General features: G+C 58.9%; 19 protein-coding genes. 11 read left to right on the top strand and 8 right to left on the bottom strand.

What is annotated here, in order from left to right; genetic code table 11:
- Positions 1-5: 5 nt before the first annotated feature.
- A complete protein-coding gene (locus QRN20_RS02325) occupies positions 6-662 on the bottom strand; it encodes a glutathione S-transferase (RefSeq protein ID WP_029243947.1) in 657 nt (218 codons plus the stop codon).
- A 192-nt stretch (positions 663-854) separates the two neighbouring features.
- On the opposite strand from QRN20_RS02325, the gene QRN20_RS02320 reads away from it, so the two are divergent.
- On the top strand, positions 855-1,418 hold the full coding sequence (locus QRN20_RS02320; RefSeq protein ID WP_122500824.1) for a TetR/AcrR family transcriptional regulator: 564 nt from the start codon (positions 855-857) through the stop codon (positions 1,416-1,418).
- 128 nt (positions 1,419-1,546) lie between these two features.
- Here the strand turns inward: QRN20_RS02320 and QRN20_RS02315 are convergent, their stop codons facing one another.
- On the bottom strand, positions 1,547-2,215 hold the full coding sequence (locus QRN20_RS02315; RefSeq protein ID WP_074454585.1) for a GntR family transcriptional regulator: 669 nt from the start codon (positions 2,213-2,215) through the stop codon (positions 1,547-1,549).
- A gap of 253 nt (positions 2,216-2,468) precedes the next feature.
- Here QRN20_RS02315 and QRN20_RS02310 point away from each other — a divergent pair, with 253 nt between their 5' ends.
- The 9 genes from QRN20_RS02310 (at position 2,469) to QRN20_RS02270 (ending at position 12,539) form a co-directional block, all read left to right on the top strand.
- The gene (locus QRN20_RS02310; RefSeq protein ID WP_004882852.1) at positions 2,469-3,701 is read left to right on the top strand and encodes an NRAMP family divalent metal transporter; all 1,233 of its coding nucleotides are present in this window, start codon (positions 2,469-2,471) and stop codon (positions 3,699-3,701) included.
- Positions 3,702-3,719: 18 nt separating this feature from the next.
- The gene (locus tag QRN20_RS02305; protein ID WP_122606394.1) at positions 3,720-4,490 is read left to right on the top strand and encodes a LamB/YcsF family protein; all 771 of its coding nucleotides are present in this window, start codon (positions 3,720-3,722) and stop codon (positions 4,488-4,490) included.
- Positions 4,487-5,281, top strand: a complete 795-nt coding sequence (locus QRN20_RS02300; RefSeq protein ID WP_122434051.1) for a putative hydro-lyase — start codon at positions 4,487-4,489, stop codon at positions 5,279-5,281. Before QRN20_RS02305 ends, QRN20_RS02300 begins: the two co-directional genes overlap by 4 nt.
- 9 nt (positions 5,282-5,290) lie before the next feature.
- On the top strand, positions 5,291-6,892 hold the full coding sequence (locus tag QRN20_RS02295; protein ID WP_122606396.1) for a 5-oxoprolinase subunit B/C family protein: 1,602 nt from the start codon (positions 5,291-5,293) through the stop codon (positions 6,890-6,892).
- Entirely contained in the window at positions 6,889-8,625 is a 1,737-nt protein-coding gene (locus tag QRN20_RS02290) for an acetyl/propionyl/methylcrotonyl-CoA carboxylase subunit alpha (protein WP_122606398.1), read from the top strand. Before QRN20_RS02295 ends, QRN20_RS02290 begins: the two co-directional genes overlap by 4 nt.
- Positions 8,626-8,777: 152 nt before the next feature.
- Entirely contained in the window at positions 8,778-10,019 is a 1,242-nt protein-coding gene (locus QRN20_RS02285; protein ID WP_122606400.1) for an OprD family porin, read from the top strand.
- 238 nt (positions 10,020-10,257) lie between these two features.
- On the top strand, positions 10,258-10,626 hold the full coding sequence (locus QRN20_RS02280; protein WP_122606402.1) for an antibiotic biosynthesis monooxygenase family protein: 369 nt from the start codon (positions 10,258-10,260) through the stop codon (positions 10,624-10,626).
- 81 nt (positions 10,627-10,707) lie between these two features.
- The gene (locus tag QRN20_RS02275) at positions 10,708-11,613 is read left to right on the top strand and encodes an NADP-dependent oxidoreductase (protein ID WP_122606403.1); all 906 of its coding nucleotides are present in this window, start codon (positions 10,708-10,710) and stop codon (positions 11,611-11,613) included.
- Between the two features lie 215 nt (positions 11,614-11,828).
- Positions 11,829-12,539, top strand: coding sequence for a tRNA (adenine(22)-N(1))-methyltransferase (locus QRN20_RS02270; protein WP_122606535.1), 711 nt, complete (start codon positions 11,829-11,831; stop codon positions 12,537-12,539).
- Between the two features lie 115 nt (positions 12,540-12,654).
- On the opposite strand, the gene QRN20_RS02265 is transcribed toward QRN20_RS02270, so the two are convergent.
- The 3 genes from QRN20_RS02265 to QRN20_RS02255 form a co-directional block, all read right to left on the bottom strand.
- Positions 12,655-13,170 (bottom strand): hypothetical protein, encoded by a 516-nt coding sequence (locus QRN20_RS02265; RefSeq protein ID WP_029243957.1) that lies wholly within the window; start codon positions 13,168-13,170, stop codon positions 12,655-12,657.
- Positions 13,167-13,901 carry an alpha/beta hydrolase family protein gene (locus QRN20_RS02260; RefSeq protein ID WP_029243958.1) on the bottom strand — a complete coding sequence of 245 codons (735 nt, stop codon included), beginning with the start codon at positions 13,899-13,901 and terminating at the stop codon, positions 13,167-13,169. Before QRN20_RS02260 ends, QRN20_RS02265 begins: the two co-directional genes overlap by 4 nt.
- A 298-nt stretch (positions 13,902-14,199) precedes the next feature.
- Complete coding sequence (locus tag QRN20_RS02255) at positions 14,200-15,042, bottom strand: EamA family transporter (protein ID WP_122435228.1); 843 nt, start codon at positions 15,040-15,042, stop codon at positions 14,200-14,202.
- Positions 15,043-15,177: 135 nt separating this feature from the next.
- On the opposite strand from QRN20_RS02255, the gene gcvA reads away from it, so the two are divergent.
- The gene (gene gcvA, locus QRN20_RS02250; RefSeq protein WP_122606405.1) at positions 15,178-16,065 is read left to right on the top strand and encodes a transcriptional regulator GcvA; all 888 of its coding nucleotides are present in this window, start codon (positions 15,178-15,180) and stop codon (positions 16,063-16,065) included.
- 13 nt (positions 16,066-16,078) lie between these two features.
- Here the strand turns inward: gcvA and QRN20_RS02245 are convergent, their stop codons facing one another.
- The 3 genes from QRN20_RS02245 to QRN20_RS02235 form a co-directional block, all read right to left on the bottom strand.
- Positions 16,079-16,783, bottom strand: coding sequence for a helix-turn-helix transcriptional regulator (locus tag QRN20_RS02245; RefSeq protein ID WP_122606407.1), 705 nt, complete (start codon positions 16,781-16,783; stop codon positions 16,079-16,081).
- Positions 16,784-16,785: 2 nt separating this feature from the next.
- Entirely contained in the window at positions 16,786-17,718 is a 933-nt protein-coding gene (locus QRN20_RS02240; protein WP_285359972.1) for an NAD(P)-dependent alcohol dehydrogenase, read from the bottom strand.
- A 430-nt stretch (positions 17,719-18,148) separates the two neighbouring features.
- The gene (locus QRN20_RS02235; protein ID WP_122415147.1) at positions 18,149-18,892 is read right to left on the bottom strand and encodes a substrate-binding periplasmic protein; all 744 of its coding nucleotides are present in this window, start codon (positions 18,890-18,892) and stop codon (positions 18,149-18,151) included.
- Between the last annotated feature and the right edge of the window lie 117 nt (positions 18,893-19,009).

Here is a 19,009-nt window from a genome sequence, read left to right as displayed (position 1 = left end):
CCTGCTCAGCCCTTCGGCCTGCCACTCTCAACCATCTCTTTCCACGTCTTCACACTCGGCCGTTCCTGCATGCGCACATGCCATTCGCGCAGTGCGGTGCATTCTTCAGGTACCGCGAGTTTCACCAGCGATGAAAAGATCATCCCACCCAGCACGGCGATATCCGCCATCGAGAACTTTTCGCCTGCAACAAAGGGCTGGTGCTTGAGCAGTTCATCGAAATAGCGCATGCCTCTCACAGCCTTGTCGCGCATCCGGTTGCCCCATTCGGCGTTCTGGTACAGCTCGACGTCTGGACCAAGTCCCGGGGTAGCGTGGTGGAAGTAGGTGCTGACGGCGTCGAGAAATTCGATTTCCGCGCGTTTGGTCATCATGTGGATGAGGCCTTTTTCGACAGGCGTTTCGCCGGTCAGGTCGGGGCTGCCCACCAAGGAGTCAAGGTATTGAGTGATGGCGGTGCATTCGGCGATGAGGGTGCCGTCGTTCAGTTCCAGTACGGGGAGGGTGCCTGAGTAGTTGACGGCTAGAAATTCCGGTTTCTTGTGTTCGCCTGTCCACAGGTTGACGGACACGAACTCGATGTTAGGGAGCAGGCCTTTTTCGGCCAGTGCGATGCGTACACGCGCCGGGTAAGGGCCGTCGTACCAGTCGTGGATTTTCATCATTGGGATGTTTGCATAGATGGTGGGTGCAGTTGCATGTGTCATGGCCAGTTACCTGCCTGTCAGTTGGTAGGCAAAGATTGCGCGCTCGGATTTAGCCTGTCAACCCCTGCCTACCAGTTGGCAGGTAAATATTTTTGCGAGTAGAATCGCTGGCAATGATCAGATGACTGCACAAGCGAGGAGCCACACGTGAGCGAGAATGCTCGGGAAGCCATATTGGCCGCCGCGAAAGCTGCGGCTCAGGTACACGGCTACAGCGGGATCAATTTCCGCAGCATCGCCGATACCGTGGGGATCAAGAACGCCAGCATTTACTACCACTTTCCCAGCAAGGCGGACCTCGGGGCGGCGGTTGCCAGACGCTACTGGCAGGATACGGCTGCCGTGCTTGAGGCGATTCGTGACGAGAACACCGATTCGACACGCTGCCTGCAGCTGTATCCGTCGATCTTTCGCATGTCGCTGGAGAACGGCAACCGGCTGTGTCTGTCCAGTTTCATGGCGGCTGAATACGAAGACCTGCCTGAGGAAGTGAAGAGCGAGGTCAAGGCGTTTGCAGATGCCAACGTGGCGTGGCTTGCTCAGGTGCTGACTGATGCGGGACTGGGAAGCGCAGAAAAATGCGAACGCCGTGCGCGTGCCATTTTCACTGCTGTGGCCGGGGCGCAGTTGATCGCCCGAACTCGTCAGGATGTCGGCGAGTTCGATGAACTAATGCTCAGTTATCAGGATGCAGGGCTTTTTTCTGTGTGATCGCTCGGCCTCTTATCAAACAACCTGTAAACCACTGAAGAAACGCGTTTTCGTGGGAGCGGACCGGGCGGCGCTCCCACAAAACCCAGTTTCTTCAGTGACTTATGGGGCGTTTTATAAGAGTGCCCTCAGCGTTTCAGGCTGCGCTCGTAAGCAGCCAGTACCGTCCGCTCCGATTGCACCAGATACGACTCAAGCATCTTGGTGGCCTTTTCAGGCTCTCCCGCTTCAACGCATTCAAGAATCCCGGCGTTCATGTCGATGTACGGCACGTGCAGGAACTCCGGCGCGTTGAGCAACCCGAAGGCCAGCCGCAGCTCCGCCGAGATCTGTCCATAGAACACCACCAGCCGCGGGCTGTCGGCCAGTTCGACAATGCCCTGGTGGAACATCATGTTGGCGGTACCCACGGCCACCCAGTCCTTGGCTTCACGCGCCCGCACACTGGCGTCGACCGCTTCACGCATGCGCAGCGCTCCGGGGTGCTGCGGATAGCCTTGGGCGATGGCATTGCACTCGATGAAGCGGCGCACGCGGTAGATGTCGATGATTGAAGCCATGTCCGGCTCGGCAACCGTCACGCCGCGATTGGGTTCGTGCTTGAGCAGGCCCTCGCGCGTCAGCACCCTGAACGCCTCTCTCAGCGTATTGCGCGAGATGTCCAGATTTTCGGCCAGTGCCGCTTCGGACAGGCGCTGACCTGGAACCAGCTCGCCTTCGACCAGCATCCTGCGAATTTCTTGAGTGATGGATTCTCCCAGCGTACGGGCGGGAGAAGGGGGTACTGCGTCGTTCATAAGGGGTCCAGGGTGGGAAAAGCCGCGACGATATTCCCTGAGAGCTTAGTGCGTGGCAAGAAAGAAGCGCGCTGTGTGCTTCATTAGGTAGCGCCTCTGGTTCCTGAAGTAACAAATTGGTGCAATTGAGTGATCAATGGCTATAGGATTGTTCAACAATAAGTCCGCTTGGCACCTACATCTCAGGCTGATTGGTTGAGTCTTGGCATGCTCATTGCTCTGCTCAGGTATCACTCACCGTAGGAATGTTGCCGTGACACAGACCACTCAAGAGTTTACGAAAGCCCGGCGCGCTTCGTTGATCGCCGCAATATTCATGATGGCGACGTCCGCCATCGGTCCAGGCTTCCTCACTCAGACGGCGACCTTCACCGCCACGCTGGGTGCTGCGTTTGCGTTCGGCATTCTGGCATCGATCCTGATCGACTTCGTCGTGCAGCTGAACGTTTGGCGTATCGTGTCGCTGACCAAAATGCGCGCGGCCGATCTGGCCAATGCTGCTATTCCGGGCAGTGGTTACTTGCTGACGGTGTTGGTGCTGTGCGGTGGCCTGGTGTTCATGCTGGGTAACATTGCCGGTGCAGGTCTGGGCTTGAATGCGCTGACCGGCCTTGATCCCAAGTGGGGGGGCGCCTTGAGTGCGCTGCTCGCCATTGCAATCTTCTCGTCTCATCGCGCAGGCGTGGCGATGGACCGCATCATGATGGGGCTGGGCATCCTGAAAATATGCCTGATCGTGTTCGCCTGCTTCGCGACCCATCCTCCGCTGGGCGAAGCCCTGCGTCAGTCGGTGTGGCCTGACTTCATCGACTTTGCCTCGATTACCACGATTGTGGGCGGCACGGTAGGCGGTTACATCACCTATGCAGGCGCTCACCGTCTGCTTGACCGCGGCACCGTTGGTGTAGAGAACATTCAGGCCGTATCCCGCGCAGCACTGACCGGTATTCTGGTCACTGGCATCGCTCGCTACATATTGTTTCTCGCTATTCTGGGTGTGGTGGCAAGCGGCGTGGTTATCGACGTTTCTGGCAAGGGCGCAAACCCTGCCGGTCAAGCATTCCAGGCGGCAGCAGGTGACGTCGGCATGATGATGTTCGGTCTGGTGCTATGGGCAGCGGGGATCAGCAGTGTGATCGGCGCGTCTTATACGTCGATGTCCTTCATAACGGTGTTCTCCAAGAAGATCACTGAGCGCGCTCGTCACCTCGCCACCGTGGCTTTCATCGTCATCTGCATGGCGGTGTACCTGATGATCGGCAAGCCACCCGCGGCACTGCTGGTGTTCGCAGGCGGTTTCAACGGCCTTATCCTGCCACTGGGTCTGAGCATTTTCATGTACGTGGGCTGGGCCCGGTCTGACCTGATGGATGGCTACCACTATCCTCGCTGGCTGCTGGTGCTGGGCATCCTGACCTGTCTGCTGTCGTGGTTCATGGCTTACAAATCGGCAGGCGCCATTTTTGCCTTCATCGGCGCGGCCTGATCCAAAGGAGATTTTCTGATGCGTGCAATTGACCTTAACAGCGACCTGGGAGAAAGCTTCGGCGCCTGGAGCATGGGCGACGATGCGGCGATTCTCGAAGTGGTCAGCAGCGCCAACGTGGCGTGCGGATTTCATGCCGGCGATCCGGCCGGAATACTGCGCACGCTGGAAGCCGCCGCCGCGCGTGATGTGGCCGTCGGTGCCCACGTGGCCTATCCGGACTTGGTCGGCTTCGGTCGGCGCAACATGGATGTGCCGGCCGAGCAACTCACCGCCGATGTCATCTATCAGATCGGCGCGCTTCAGGGCCTGGCCCGCAGCGCCGGGACGACAGTGACCTACGTCAAGCCTCACGGCGCGCTCTACAACACCATTGCAGGCGATCCGGTTCAGGCGGCTGCGGTGATTCAGGCGATTTTGCGTATCGACCCGCAGCTCAAGCTGGTCTGCCTCGCCAATTCGAAGCTGCTCGGCTGGGCGCGTGATGCGGGTCTGTCCTGTGTGTCCGAAGCCTTTGCGGACCGGGCCTACACCGCTCAAGGCACGCTGGTGTCCCGCTCGCGTTCTGGTGCTGTGCTGCACGATGTCGAGCTGATCACCGAGCGCATGTTGCGTCTGGTGCGCGATGGCGTCATCGAGGCCGAGGACGGCAGCCTGATCGAGCTTGAAGCCGATTCGATCTGCGTGCATGGCGACAGCCCAGGCGCGGTCAACATCGCCCACGCCCTCAAACAACGTCTGCTTGAAGCAGGGGTCAACATCCGTGCATTTACCCGAGGTCAGCCATGAATTCCTTGAACGACGCCCGTCAGTCAGCGATTGCCGCACGTGCCCAGTATCGCGAAGGCATGGTGTCTCCTACGGCGGGCCATGCACCGGGTCTGACCCAGGCGAACATGATCTGTCTGCCGCGTGAGTGGGCCTACGATTTTCTGCTGTTCGCCCAGCGCAATCCTCAGGCCTGTCCGATTCTGGACGTCACCGAGGCGGGCAGCTACAGCACCGTGCTGGCCGAGGGCGCTGACCTGCGCACGGACATTCCGCTGTATCGCGTCTGGCGCGACGGCAAGCTGGCCGATGAAGTGACCGATGTACGTGACCTCTGGGCCGAGCATACGGATCTGGTGACTTTTCTGATCGGGTGCAGCTTCACCTTCGAGACTCCGTTGCTGGAAGCCGGTATCGATGTGCGGCACATCAGCGAGGGCTGCAACGTGCCGATGTACCGCAGCAACCGCATCTGCCGTCCGGCCGGGCGCCTGAAAGGCGAGACGGTGGTGTCGATGCGACCCATCCCGGCCGATCGGGTGGCCGATGCCGTGAAGATCACCGCACGCTATCCCAATGTGCATGGCGCTCCGGTTCATATAGGCGAGCCTGGCTTGCTCGGTATCGCGGATATTTCGCGTCCTGACTTCGGCGATGCCGTTACCATCAAGCCTGGCGAAGTGCCGGTGTTCTGGGCCTGCGGTGTGACACCGCAGGCAGTGGTCATGGCGTCCGGGGTACCTTTTGCGATTTCCCACGCGCCGGGCTACATGTTCATCACCGATGTGCCCGACAGCCGCTACCACGTATAGGAGAGGATCATGCGTTTCTACCCGGTCAGCCAGGACGCGCTCCTGGTTGAATTGGCGAACCTGGACGAGACTCTTGCCCTGTTCGACTCTTTGCAGCAACAGCCCATCCATGGCGTGGAGGAACTCGTTCCAGCGGCGCGGACGGTGCTGGTGCATTTTCGTCCCGGCGCGGTCAGCCGCGAAGCACTTGCTGCGCAGATCGTCACGCGTGACGTGCACGGCAAGGCTCGCGCAGCGGGCAAGCTGATCGAAATTCCCGTGCATTACAACGGCGAAGATCTGGAAGACGTCGCCCGCGAACTGGGCATCAGCCGTGAAGAAGTGATCCGCAGGCACACCGGCAGCGATTACAACGTGGCATTCTGTGGCTTTGCGCCCGGCTTTGCGTACCTGAGCGGCGGCCCTGAGTTCCTGGTGCCGCGCCGCAGTACGCCGCGCACCCGCATCCCCGCCGGTGCCGTGGCGCTGGCAGGCGGTTTCAGCGGCGTCTATCCGCAGGCGAGTCCCGGCGGCTGGCAGATCATCGGCCTCACCGACGCCCGCATGTGGGATCTGGAGCGCGACGAACCTGCGTTGCTGCAACCGGGTTATCGGGTGCGCTTTGTGGACGTTGGTCCTGTCACCGAATCCGTTTCTGTGGCCACACCTGCGCGTCGCCAGGCGTCTCACGCCACTGAGCATTATCTGGAAGTGCTGTCGCCGGGTTTGCAGACCCTGTTTCAGGACCTTGGACGTCCCGGTCGTGCAGGGCAGGGGGTTTCGGCTTCCGGTGCCATGGACCGGGGCGCGTTGCGCGCCGCCAACCGTGCGGTGGGCAACGACCCGGCGAGCGCCTGTCTTGAAGTGCTCATGGGCGGTCTGACCTTCACCTGTCACGGCCAGACGGTAGCAGCCGTTACTGGCGCGACGGCTGCTGTGGAAGTGCTCACCGCCGAAGGCCAGCGGCTGCGTCCGGCGCTTTACACGCCGTTCGCCTTGCAGGAGGGCGATCAGGTGAGCATCGACTCGCCGTCTGCCGGTCTGCGCAACTACGTAGCGATTCGCGGCGGCTTCACGCAGGAACCGGTGCTGGGCAGCCTGTCCACAGACACCTTGGCTCAGGTCGGACCTGCGCCGCTGGCAACGGGCGATCGTCTGGGCTTTCACCACACACCGGGCGGCGCGTCGGTGTCGCTCAGCGAGCAACAACCGTTCGAGATGCCTCGTTCTGATCAAGTCATCGTGCTGGATGTGGTCATGGGGCCGCGCAGTGACTGGTTCACCGCAGACGCTCAGGCTGTTCTGGCCGGGCAGACCTGGCAGGTCACGCCGCAATCGAACCGCATCGGCGTGCGGCTGGCAGGCGATCAGGCACTGGAGCGTTCGGTTCACGGCGAACTGCCCAGCGAGGGCACGGCCGTCGGCGCGATTCAAGTGCCGCCCAGTGGCCAGCCGGTGCTGTTTTTAGCAGATCATCCGTTGACCGGTGGCTATCCGGTCATTGCCGTCGTGGCGCCGCATCACTTGGACCTGGCCGGTCAGATTCCGATCAATTCCCGCATTCGCTTCAATCCGTTGGGCGCGTTCGAGCCCGTGCGCCCAGCTCTTTCAGACGAGACCAATAACCAATGAAAAAGGTTCTGATTGCCAACCGTGGCGAAATTGCCATCCGTATCGCCCGCGCCTGCCGCGACTACGGCGTGGCCTCGGTGGCGGTATACGCCGACGCCGACATCGATGCGCTGCACGTACGCCAGGCCGACGAGGCTTACGGGCTGAATGGCGAGCGGCCTGCCGACACTTACCTGAACATCGAAAAACTGCTCGCGGTGGCGGCTCGTGCCGGTGCCGATGCTGTTCACCCAGGCTACGGTTTTTTGTCCGAGCGAGCCGATTTCGCCCGTGCCGTGATCGATGCAGGCCTGACCTGGATCGGCCCGGACCCGAGCACCATTGATGCGCTGGGCGACAAGGTCCAGGCCAGACGCATCGCCCAGAAAGTCGGCGCGCCCTTGGTGGCCGGTACTGAAGGCCCGGTCAACGATGCCAGCGAAGTGGTCGCCTTTGCCGAACAGTTCGGTCTGCCGATTGCGATCAAGGCAGCCTTTGGCGGCGGTGGTCGCGGTCTGAAGGTGGCGTGGAAGCTGGATGAAGTCAGCGAATTGTATGAGTCGGCCGTGCGTGAAGCGGTGGTGGCGTTCGGGCGCGGTGAATGCTTCGTCGAACGCTTTCTGGACAAGCCTCGGCACATCGAAGCGCAGATCATCGCTGATCGCCACGGCCGGGTTGTGGTTGCTGGCACTCGCGACTGCTCGTTGCAGCGCCGCAACCAGAAGCTGATCGAAGAAGCACCTGCGCCGTATCTGGATGACGCGCTGCGTCAGCGCATTCATGACTCGGCCCGCGACATCTGCGCCGAGGCGGGTTATGTCGGTGCGGGCACCGTGGAGTTTCTGCTCAGCGCCGATGGCACGCTGTCGTTCCTTGAGGTCAACACCCGCTTGCAGGTCGAGCACCCGGTTACCGAAGAGACCAGCGGCATTGACCTGGTGATCGAGCAACTGCGCGTGGCAGACGGATTACCGTTGTCGTTTGAAGGCACACCGGTTCCGCGTGGTCACAGCTTCGAATTTCGTATCAACGCCGAAGATGCAGGCAACGGCTTTCTACCGACGCCGGGCTCCATCGATCTGTTTCAGCCGCCGTCCGGTCCGGGCGTGCGTTTGGAAAGCGGCGTCGAGCAGGGCTCTCGCGTGTCGCCGAACTTCGATTCGATGATTGCCAAGCTGATCGTCACCGGTGCGACCCGCGAACAGGCAATCCGTCGTGCCCGCCGTGCGCTGGCCGAGTTTCGTGTCGAGGGCGTGGCAACCGTGCTGCCGTTCCATCGCGCGGTCATGGATCATGATGATTTCACTGCAGCCGACACGTTCGACGTGCACACCCGCTGGATCGAAACCGACTTTGCCGAGCAGATCACCCTGGCTCCGCGCAGCATTGAGTCGGCTGACCCAGGCGTGTTGCGCACCTTCGTCGAGATCGATGGCAAACGCCATGAACTGGGTCTTCCAGCCGCGCTGCTGCGTGGCGTCAGCGTGGGCGCAAGTGATGCCGTAATCGCACCGGCATCGGCCGAAGCGGTTGATCCGCAAGCTGTCCTGACACCGGTCGCAGGCAATCTGCACAGCTGGGTGGTCAGTGACGGGGAAGCGGTTGAGGCCGGTCAGGTCATTGCCGTGGTGGAAGCAATGAAAATGGAAACATCGGTTCTGGCGCCTTGTGCCGGTCAACTGCAGATTACCGAACAGCCGGGAAATTATCTGAACGCAAAGTTCCAGATCGGGCGCATCAACACAGATAGCTGATCAACAACACCTTCTTTCTGCACTAACACACAGTCGGGTCAATGGCCCGGCTGCTGCGTCGTGCCGCCAGAAATTCGCTCCACGCACCACCGCACTGCTTATAAAAATAAAACCAATCGATTCAATCTGCCCTTATCCGGAGCATGACGGGAATGTCGATCAATAAGGCTTTTTGCTTAATCAGTACTTGTGCACTTACGTATCCACTGTTGGCCTCGGCGGACTTCATTGCCGATAGCAAGGCCAGCGTGGAATTGCGCAACTTCTATTTCAACCGGGACTTTCGTAACGGGCCGCCGACCGCTCAGCGGGACGCGGCGAAAGAGTGGGCGCAAGGGGCGCTGTTTCGGGTCGAATCCGGTTATACCGCTGGCACGGTGGGGTTCGGTCTTGATGCCCTTGGCATGCTGGGGCTGAAGCTGGACGGTGGGGACGGCTCGGGCGGCACGGGGCTGCTTCCTGCTGACCTCAGCTCCAGAAACGGCCGTGGCTCGCAGGATGAGTATTCGAAACTTGAGCTGACGGCCAAGGCGAAAGTCTCCGAGACGGTGCTGAAGGTCGGCTCTCTGGCGTTTCGCAGCCCGGTGGTGTCGAGCAATGACACTCGCCTGCTACCCGCCACGTTCGAAGGCGCAATGCTGACGTCCAAAGATATCAGCAACCTCAGCTTGCAAGGCGGCAAGCTGGAGCAGATCAAGTTCAACAGCTCTTCCAACTATCAGGACTTCACCGGCAACCGCATTGGCGGTACCAGTGATGACTTCACCTTTGGCGGCGGCACTTACAGTTTCAGCAAGACGCTGAGCACTAGTCTGTATTACGGCAATCTGGAGAACGTTTACCGGCAGTACTACGGTGGCATTGTTTACGAAGTCCCGCTTGCAGATCGCCAGTCACTGAAGTTCGACCTGCGGTATTCGAAAAGCACCGAGGACGGCAACTTCCGCAACCTCGATAACCGCGCCGCCAACGGGCAAGTGTCCTACACACTGGGCAGCAGCGTATTCATGGCCGCTTACCAGCGTATGAGCGGTGATGATCCCTTCCCGTACATTGCCAACTCCGATCCGTATCTGGTGAACTTCGTCCAGATCAACGACTTCGCCAACACGCAGGAGAAGTCCTGGCAGTTGCGCTACGACTACAACTTTGTCGCACTGGGCATTCCCGGACTGACCTTCATGTCCCGCTATGTCAGCGGCGATAACGCACTGGTCGCAGGCAGTAACACCGGCAAGGAATGGGAGCGTAATACCGATCTGGCTTACGTTATCCAGAGTGGCTCGTTGAAGAACGTAAGCCTCAGGCTCAGGAACGCCACGGTCCGGTCCAACTTCGGCAACGATCTGGATGAAACACGCTTTATCGTGAGTTACACACTGCCGTTGTGGTGACAGATTTTCGAGACGCTCACCTCATGTAACAAACATCAGGCTGTGGGAGACGCCACTAAGTCGAAGGCGTGGCGGCGCCTCCCACACGGTGAACAACCCGGCACCCTGGTGACAGAAACTGTCCGTCTGCCCATTTACCATGGCGCGGACAAGGCAAAATCCTGGACGAACGATTGGCGCAGCGGAGACTGTTTCTTGCCTTGGCAAATGAACCAGTAGCTGATCGAGGAAATCCATCATGTCCAGTGTCGAGCCGCTTGATCCGTCGTTTCCGTTGAGCCAACAGATGGGGATCGATGCCGCACCCATCGTGTTGGTCAATGTTTGCACCCTGTCACCTGAAGATGAAGCAGCCTTTCTGGTCGCATGGGCATCAGACGCCGCTTTCATGAAACGCCAGCCCGGTTTTATCTCGACGCAACTTCATCGTGCATTGGGCGATAGCCCGACCTATCTCAACTACGCGGTTTTCGAGTCCGCAAAAGCCTGGCGCACTGCTTTCAAGCACCCGGAGTTCCGCGAGATCGCCAAGGCTCATCCGCCGTCTGCCGTGTTTCGTCCGCATCTGTTTCAAAAAGTCGCTGTAGCCAATTTGTGCACAGCCTAGCGATTGCAATCTGTTGCCGTTGAATGACAGCCCGGGTAGATCACTGTCCCGGCGGTTTTTTACGCTGTAAGAGGAATGCATATGAAAGCTGTTCAGTTCAATGAATACGGTGGCACCGAGGTATTGAAGATCGTCGACATAGAGCCACCTCGCCCAGGCGCAGGTGAAGTGCGAATCAAGGTGCTAGCCGTCGGGGTCAATCCCATTGATTGGAAGATACGATCGGGCTACATGCATGACTTCATGCCCGTGACCTTTCCCGCCGGTGTCGGCTCGGAAGCAGCAGGCGTGATTGACGAGGTCGGCGAGGGCGTTTCAGGATTTGCGGTCGGCGATACCGTCTTTGGTTACGGACGGAATACGTTGGCGGAGCAGGCCGTGTTGAGAAGCTGGGCGCATGTGCCGCGCAGCATGCCAATCGATGTGGCGGGTGGTTTACCGGTCATTGTTGAGACGGCGACTCGCATTCTCGACCACGTCAAAATCAAGGCCGGTGAAACACTACTGATAACGGGCGCTGCGGGCGGGGTCGGATCGGCTGCCATCCAGATCGCACTGCATCGCGGCGCAATCGTGATTGGCACGGCGAGCGCTCCAAAGCATCCGTACATTCGCAGTCTGGGCGCTGTTCCGACGAGCTACGAACCCGGCCTTACCGAAAGGCTGCGCATGTTGGCGCCCAACGGCGTAGACGCCGCACTCGACCTGGCAGGGGCCGGCACGATAGCCGAGCTGGTGGCGATTGTCGGCGATGCTGATCGTGTTGTTTCCATTTCTGATGTAACGGCCCCGCAGCATGGCGCGGCGTTCTCAGGGAAATCGCTCGATCATCCCGAGCAGGCGTTTGCAGAGGCGGCGCAACTGTACGAGATTGGATCACTCGACCTGCGCATCGAGCAGACCTTTGCGATGGAACAAATCGCCACCGCGCAACAGATCAGCGCCGCCGGGCATGTCACCGGCAAGCTCGTCATAACGATTCCTTGATCGAATCATCGAATCATCGACTCGCGGCCTGCATACGCAGGCCGCGACAGGTGTCGTATCTTTCGAGTCGAGTCGAGTCGCACGGAGCACGGATCACGACAATTGTGATTCTCTGCTCGTCCGGACGCAGAGAGTTGAAATCCACGTCATACCCCGACAGAATCGCGCCCCGATCCGGCCAGTGCGTGCGGACGTTTTGATGAAAGGGGTTGCCGTTGAACGAACAGACATTGTCCATGCGCCTGGAGCGCGTGGCGGCGCACGTGCCTGACGGCGCGCGGCTGGCCGACATCGGTTCTGATCACGGCTACCTGCCGGTGGCCCTTATGCGTCGTGGCGTAATTGACGTTGCGGTAGCGGGCGAGGTGGCCGTCACACCGTTTTGCGCGGCCCAGCGTGTGGTGCACGAAAACGGTTTCGGACAACGGATCACTGTTCGCCTGGCCAATGGTCTGGCAGCCATCGAGCCGCACGACGGCATCACCGCGATCAGCCTGTGCGGCATGGGCGGCGAGACCATTCGCGACATCCTCGAAGCGGGCAAAGCGCGCCTGAGCGGCACCGAACGCCTCATCATGCAGCCAAACGGGGGCGAGCAACCGCTGCGCCTATGGCTGATGGAAAACGGGTACCGTATCGTCTGCGAAGAAGTGCTGCGCGAGAACCGCTTCGACTATGAAATCATCATCGCCGAGCACACCGGCCCGGTGATCTATACCGCAGAAGAGCTGTACTTCGGCCCGCTACAACTGCAGACACGCAGCCCGGCGTTTCTGGCCAAGTGGCAGCGCTTGCTGCAGCAACGGCAGAAAACCCTGACCAGCTTCGCCAAGGCGAAACAGGGCGTGCCTGAAGAGAAGCTGCAGGAGATCGAGCGGCAGATTCGCTGGATTGAAACGATACTGAGGGTTGTCACGCCCAGATGACTTTGCTTCTTGGCCTGGGGGCGGTGGTTGATCTGCGGAGGCGAAGTGTTGGACTGGAGGCTTTCGACTCGGCAACAGGTCGTTGAAAGCGTCTATGGATCTCGGGTTTTACGCTTTACCTGCTCATTTGCTCCATCATCAGCGGGGCAGGAATGGATAGCGTGTTGGTGTAATAAGTCTTGTACCCGTAAGCGGTAATGCGCACCCTGCACGGTATCGTGTCTTGCTTCGCGATCAACGGCTTTATAGCTTCATAGTCGTTCTGATTACGCTGATCACCTTCAGGGGTAGTGTAATAAAAGACAAGATCAGAAACGAAGCCGTATGAGGTTTTCGTCCGACGTGTCGCTTCTACTCTTCCCTCTGCTTTTATATTTAATGGACGTGCCGAGGAAACGTCAGTGCCGTGCTCCAGAGAACATATGAGCATAGGGGTAAGTTGGTTGGCCTTCTCATAAGTACTGAATGCGTTCAGTAGATCGATATTCGACGAGAAGTTAACGGCGTAAAGATTTTTTTGGCCGGGTCCATAAGAAGATAAAGTCAGGTTGGCGGGCGGAACATCAGCCGTCTTGGTGCAGGCAGTGCACAGCAGCGCTGCAAGAAATATGAAGTTGTGCTTTTTAGTCATTGGCCAAAAATACCGTTTATGGATTCAAAAACCAGGTCGCACGCCGATTTTTTCCCCTGAACGGGTTCGATGAACATCCTGTCTGCAGAGGCGTGATGAATATCAGCGGTTTTATTCAGCGTTGTTCCGCCGGATATAATCCAGCGCTCTCCAAATTCTGCAACGCCGTCGGAGGAGTCGGGAACACTGGCGTTTGCTAAAATATTGATCCAGGTTTCAGCAATGGGCTGGGGCTCGGATTTATAAATATCAGAGCCTAGCCACACCCAAAAACCTTCTCCTACGGGGTCGAGTGTTACCAAAAACTTTATTTTGTAACCGGCCTCCGACAATATGCGCGACACGTGCGCTCCGTTCCATCCTCCAAGACTGTGGCCAATGATGTAAATAGGGCAAGATTTGTCAGGGATTTTTTTAGTAAAATACGTTTGAATGTCCCCGGCGCCTTTTGCATCTTTGTAACTTCTGAGCCAGCTGGTGTACTTTGATGACAGCTTGCTGTTGGCGCTTATTCTCTGGTCCAGAATGTTTCTGGCGCCATCGATATTGTGGAACGCACCCTGAAAGTAATATTTTTCCTGATCTGCAGCTCCGCCGATAAAGAAAACAATCGCTTTCTTTGTCGCAATCGGAACAGTTTTTACCGTGCTGTCATTTGCGGCTGTCAAAGTGTGTGTTTTTGCCAGCGTTGCTGTTTTGCCGTTCGGAAGAATGACTTGTTCTGCCTCCATATCTCAGTCCTCCACAAAAAGCTTTATTTGTTCAGCGCAATGGGCGCTTATCATATGCGTAAAACCCATGGAGTCGCTTGCGCCATGTTCGAACCTGCCGTCCGCGCGCTGGATGGTGTAGCCATGATTAATCATCGGTTCACCGGTAGACTCGTTGATCAGTCTGATCTTGTCATTGAAGGGCACAGGCATTGTCGCTTGAGTGACACCCGTTTTTTTGCGGTATTGGCCGCGACGTAGTTTTGGTCGATCAGGAAGATTGTAATTAAGTATGAGTATCTTTTGGAATCTCACAGCGCTAGAGCCCAAGACAAATAGCCCCAGCCGCCACCAGCCCGCAAACGGCCCAGCGCTTCGTACTCATCTCTTCGCCCAGAAACATCTTCCCGATCAGCGCCGCGAACACCACGCTGGTCTCGCGCAAGGCCGACACGCCGCCCATGGCGCCTGACTGCATGGCCCAGATGACGATGCCGTAGGCGGCGATGGACACCAGTCCACCGAGCGCCGAAGAGCTGACAGCGGCGGGGTGCTTTTTCAAGGACGCGGCCAGTTCGTTGAGCCCACGGCTCGCTACAAACAGCAACGGCATGGCCCAGAACGACATGAACATCCAGGCGGTGTAGGCCAGCGCCTGCCCCTGCGATTGCCGCACGCCGATGCCGTCGATCACGGTGTAGAGCGCGATCAGCACGCCGGTGGCAAGTGCAGCCAGAACGCCGGAGCGGGAGACATGGCGGTCCAGGAAGGCGAGCGTGAGAATGCCGCCCGATATCATGACGATCCCCAAGACATGCACAGCGCTGAGGGTTTCGTTGGCGAACAACGCAGCGCCGAGGGTGACGAGCAGCGGCGAAGAACCTCGTGCTATCGGGTAGGCCACCGCCAGATCGCTGTTGCGATACGAGCGCACCAGGCTGATGTTGTAGACGATGTGCACCAGCCCGGAGGCCAGCAGATAGGGCCATGCCCCGGCGGCTGGCAAGGGCAGCATCACGACCGCCACGGTCGCCACCGACGCGATCATGATGCCCATCCAGGCCATGGACAGATGGCGGTCGCGGTTGCCGTGCAGCATGGCGTTCCAGCCTGCATGAAGCACGGCAGCGAGTAGAACCAGACCGCCTGCGTAACTGAGCATGGTGTTTTCCGAGTGGGCAGTGCGAAGGAGGCGCCAGAAGCAAAGGCAGTGTTTATCTGCTTGGCAAAATATCTATCTTGGTACCGCCTGACAAACCAGATAAATTGGCTGATCACGTTAGCGTAGCTATTGCGAATGAAACGAGAATTACCCCCGCTCAATGCCTTGCGCGCTTTCGAGGCGGCTGGCCGTCTGGGCAGCTTCAAGGAGGCTGCGGCCGAACTGCATGTCACGTCCGGGGCGATCAGTCAGAGCGTTCGTCTGCTTGAGGACTGGCTGGGCTCGATATTGTTCGAGCGACACAATCGTCGGGTCGTTCTAACCACGGCCGCTAGAGCGTATCTGGCTGAAATCGGGCCGTTGCTTGAACAGATTGCACTGGCGACTGCGCGGTTCGGCTTGCCTGATCCGGCCCCGCGCACGCTGTTGGTGAACGCGCTCGCGACCTTCACGTTGCGCTGGCTGGTGCCGCGGCTTGATGCGTTTCGCGCCACTCATCCCGGCATCGATGTGCAGGTGCACACCTCGAACAAGGCCGTGGAAAGCCTGAAGGAGCCCTACGACATCATCATTCGCGGTGGGCCGGACACGCTTTATGGCTATCGGACCCGCGTATTCCTGCGTGAAGACAGAATCCCTGTGTGTAGCCCGGCGCTTCTGAAGCAACTGCCGTTGAATACCCCAGAGGACCTGAAACACCACACGCTGTTACACACCTCAAGTCTGCCGAGGTTGTGGCCGGACTGGCTGGCGAGCGCCAATATTCCTGCGTTGCAGCCAGCCGCAGGCGTGGTGTTCGATCACTTCTATCTGACCTTGCAGGCTGCCATCGACGGATTGGGCATCGCGATGGGGCCTGCGGCGTTGGTTGCCAGTGACCTGCAGGCTGGAAGGCTGGTGACGCCCTTTGCCGGGCCGCGCCTCAAGTCGCGCAGTTACTGCGCCTATGTGCCTGACGAAAAACTGGACGATGAAACGGTGCAGTTGTTCTGTGCGTGGCTGGAGGGGCAGGGTGACGGTTGAGGAGGGTGCCATGTCAGCAGGTCTCGCCCCGGACGTTGCAGGGCAGTATCTCCAGCGCACGCCACTCTTTGATCATCTGGCGACGATTGCGCGTGTAGCGTTCGGTCAGGACCTGCGCTTCTGCAATGTCGTCCATGTCGATAATCCGGTATTTGCTGTCACCTTCGCACCACGTCGCCAGATGACGCCTGGACTCGATGAAGCCGAGCATGATCGGCCAGATGGTCTGCGGATCCTTGGGCGCATGTTCGATTGAAAGCGTGATGCTCAGCTTGCACTGATCACGCAACGCACGGCGGATCTCGCTCAGGTCGATGGTGGATGAAGCGCTGAACGGCCTGCTGATGTAGAACGTCTCGTCCTCCAGCGTCGGCCGCATCTCCACCGGCAGAACGGCACTTATCTTGGCCAGGGCGTTTTTCACGGCGAAGGCGAATTTGTCGTCGGTCTGGCGGCTGACCCACTGCGCGCCAATCATCAAGGCTTGAATTTCCTCCTCCGTGAACGACAGCGGAGGAAGCAGAAAACCGGGCTTGAGGATATAGCCCAGGCCCGGTTCTCCCTCGATGTCGGCTCCCATGCCTTGCAGGGTTGCGACATCACGGCGGATGGTGCGCAGCGAAACGCCCAGTTCCTGCGCCAGGGACGCGCCCGAGACGGTCCTGCGATGCCGGCGAAGCGCTTGCATCAATTCAAACAAACGATGACTTCTGGCCATGCCTACTCCATCGCGATAACGCCTTTGCCGCCGAGTTTGCGTCCTTGCTCAATGTCGGTGATCAGGTTGATCGCGCTGCTCAAGGGAACGACTTCACCCACCGGGATTTTGAATCTGCCCCGGCTGGCGGCTTCGGCCAGCTTATCCAGAATCTCGACGCGTGGCGAACCTATGATGGGCTTGAGCCTGCGGTCGAAGAGGGCACGTATGAATTTGCCGGGGCCGGGGTTCAGGTCAAGGAATACGCCGCCGGGCCGTAACATCGCAAGGCCTTGCGATACGCTCAGGGTGGCCGCGGTATCCAGCACCACATCAAATCGGGTGCTGATGGCTGAAACGGGTGTAGTCCGATAATCGTAAACCGTATCCACGCCCAGCGCCTTGGCCTTCTGGATATCCCTGGCGCTGCAACTGCCCGAGACCGTCGCACCAAAATAACGGGCGATCTGCACAGCCGCTTCGCCGACTGCGCCCGAGCAGCCGTTGATGAATACGTGCTGGCTGGCCTGCAGCTTTGCTTTGTCGACCAGGCTGTTCCAGGCGGTGATACCGGGCGTGCCAATGCAGGCGGCATCCTTGAACGAGAGCGACTCGGGCTTTTTGGCCAGAAAGGCTTCCTTGGTCACAACAGCCTGACCAAACGCGCCGCTTTCCTTGAAACGGGCCAGTCCCAGTACCGCGTCGCCCACCTTGAGCCGAGTGACTTCCGCGCCAACCTTGATGATCGTGCCCGAAAAATCCATGCCCATCGCCCGAGGAAAGGTCTTGCCGGTGACAATCTTCATGACCCCGCTGCGCAATTTCCAGTCAATCGGGTTGATGGCGGCGTACCTGACCTGCACCGCCACTTCGTCCTTTTCGGGGCTGGACAACTCGAAATCTTCGAGCCGCATCAACTCCGGACCGCCGTACTTGCTGTACTGAATGCGTTTCATGAGATGTCTTCCCTGTTGAGTGTGGGGATGACACTACACAGCGACAGGGACAGTTTTTGTCACCATGATGGGCGGGCTGTTGATGCGTTGATGATCGTTCCCATCGCTCGTGCGTGCTAACACCAAGGACACTTCGCGTCCGCGTTCGCATCACGGCTGCATGCTCACGCGGAGCACTCGTCGTTATACACAAGTCCGCCTCAACACTGATCGTGCCCATCGCTGCGCGTGGGCATGCCTCCCGTGACGCTCCGCGTCACAAATGGCACAGATTGCGGATTCGGTGAGCCGAGCGCATGACGTGGATACCGCTGGAGTTTGGGCGCGCATCTGCGCCACATTCAAGAGCGGAGCGTCCTGGGAGGCATTCCCACGCGAGCGTGGGGACGATCATCGTCGCATTCCTCCAGAAGGATTTGTGTATCGCCGCTCACTGCAAAGGCTGCTCATACCTCTGCTGAATACGCTCCAGTTCACCGGACTGACGCAGGGTTTCCAGAGCGCTGGCCCATGAGGCAACCAGTTCGTCTTCACAGTCACGGCTGAAGGCGATGTACAGCGAGGAGCGATACAGCTCGAGGGGTACCTGTCGCAGCGTGCCCGAGGCGATGTTCAACTGACGGCTCTGGTACGCCACGCCCGCAGCGGTGTCGCCGATGATGATGCCAGTGCGACCGTTCAGCAGCATGCGGTAGAGCTGTACGCTTTCGGTGGCGCTTTTATCGAGGTTTTTGAAACCCAGTGACTGCAGCATGTCGGGCAGCAGACCTGCGTGCCGGGTGGTGATCTGCGGCGCATGCAGCAGTTGTTCGAGCGAGGTGACCGGCGTTGCCGTTGCCAGTTGATAAGGGTGTATCGACTCTTCCAGGATGGGGCCGACCCACTTGTACAAATGCTCGCGCTCTGGAGTACGAAACATGGAGTACATGATGGTCCTGGGCCGCATCTTCAATATGTGACTTGCCCTCATGCTGGGCGCCAGCACGATAGTGAACTCGTGCCCGGTGACCTTCATGATTGCGCGGACTATCTCGGTAGTCATGCCGGTAAGCTGACCGTTCTCTGAATAATTGTAGGGTGCCCATTCTTCAGTCACGACCTGATAGTGATCGGCCCTGGCAGGCGCGCTGAGCAACAGACACAACAGTACTGAAATCAGTGTCGAATAATTCACATGGCCTGCCTGGTGGGCTGTTCGATCACTCAGGTCGGATCGACAGTCAAGACAAGCATAGACTCAAGCGAATGCCTTGGCAGCCCGGGTGGCAGGGAAAAGTATGCATTTGGATTC

The organism is Pseudomonas sp. fls2-241-TYG-175 (assembly GCF_030209155.1).
Lineage (GTDB): Bacteria > Pseudomonadota > Gammaproteobacteria > Pseudomonadales > Pseudomonadaceae > Aquipseudomonas > Aquipseudomonas viridiflava.
This window is presented reverse-complemented; position numbering and strand designations above follow the sequence as displayed.

Coding starts and splice junctions, on each gene's coding strand:
- QRN20_RS02275 (WP_122606403.1), top strand. CDS start 10,708: ATGAAAGCTGTTCAGTTCAATGAATACGGTGGCACCGAGGTATTGAAG.
- gcvA (WP_122606405.1), top strand. CDS start 15,178: ATGAAACGAGAATTACCCCCGCTCAATGCCTTGCGCGCTTTCGAGGCG.
- QRN20_RS02305 (WP_122606394.1), top strand. CDS start 3,720: ATGCGTGCAATTGACCTTAACAGCGACCTGGGAGAAAGCTTCGGCGCC.
- QRN20_RS02260 (WP_029243958.1), bottom strand. CDS start 13,901: ATGGAGGCAGAACAAGTCATTCTTCCGAACGGCAAAACAGCAACGCTG.
- QRN20_RS02315 (WP_074454585.1), bottom strand. CDS start 2,215: ATGAACGACGCAGTACCCCCTTCTCCCGCCCGTACGCTGGGAGAATCC.
- QRN20_RS02240 (WP_285359972.1), bottom strand. CDS start 17,718: ATGAAACGCATTCAGTACAGCAAGTACGGCGGTCCGGAGTTGATGCGG.
- QRN20_RS02300 (WP_122434051.1), top strand. CDS start 4,487: ATGAATTCCTTGAACGACGCCCGTCAGTCAGCGATTGCCGCACGTGCC.
- QRN20_RS02295 (WP_122606396.1), top strand. CDS start 5,291: ATGCGTTTCTACCCGGTCAGCCAGGACGCGCTCCTGGTTGAATTGGCG.
- QRN20_RS02255 (WP_122435228.1), bottom strand. CDS start 15,042: ATGCTCAGTTACGCAGGCGGTCTGGTTCTACTCGCTGCCGTGCTTCAT.
- QRN20_RS02280 (WP_122606402.1), top strand. CDS start 10,258: ATGTCCAGTGTCGAGCCGCTTGATCCGTCGTTTCCGTTGAGCCAACAG.
- QRN20_RS02325 (WP_029243947.1), bottom strand. CDS start 662: ATGAAAATCCACGACTGGTACGACGGCCCTTACCCGGCGCGTGTACGC.
- QRN20_RS02265 (WP_029243957.1), bottom strand. CDS start 13,170: ATGACTAAAAAGCACAACTTCATATTTCTTGCAGCGCTGCTGTGCACT.
- QRN20_RS02245 (WP_122606407.1), bottom strand. CDS start 16,783: ATGGCCAGAAGTCATCGTTTGTTTGAATTGATGCAAGCGCTTCGCCGG.
- QRN20_RS02285 (WP_122606400.1), top strand. CDS start 8,778: ATGTCGATCAATAAGGCTTTTTGCTTAATCAGTACTTGTGCACTTACG.
- QRN20_RS02290 (WP_122606398.1), top strand. CDS start 6,889: ATGAAAAAGGTTCTGATTGCCAACCGTGGCGAAATTGCCATCCGTATC.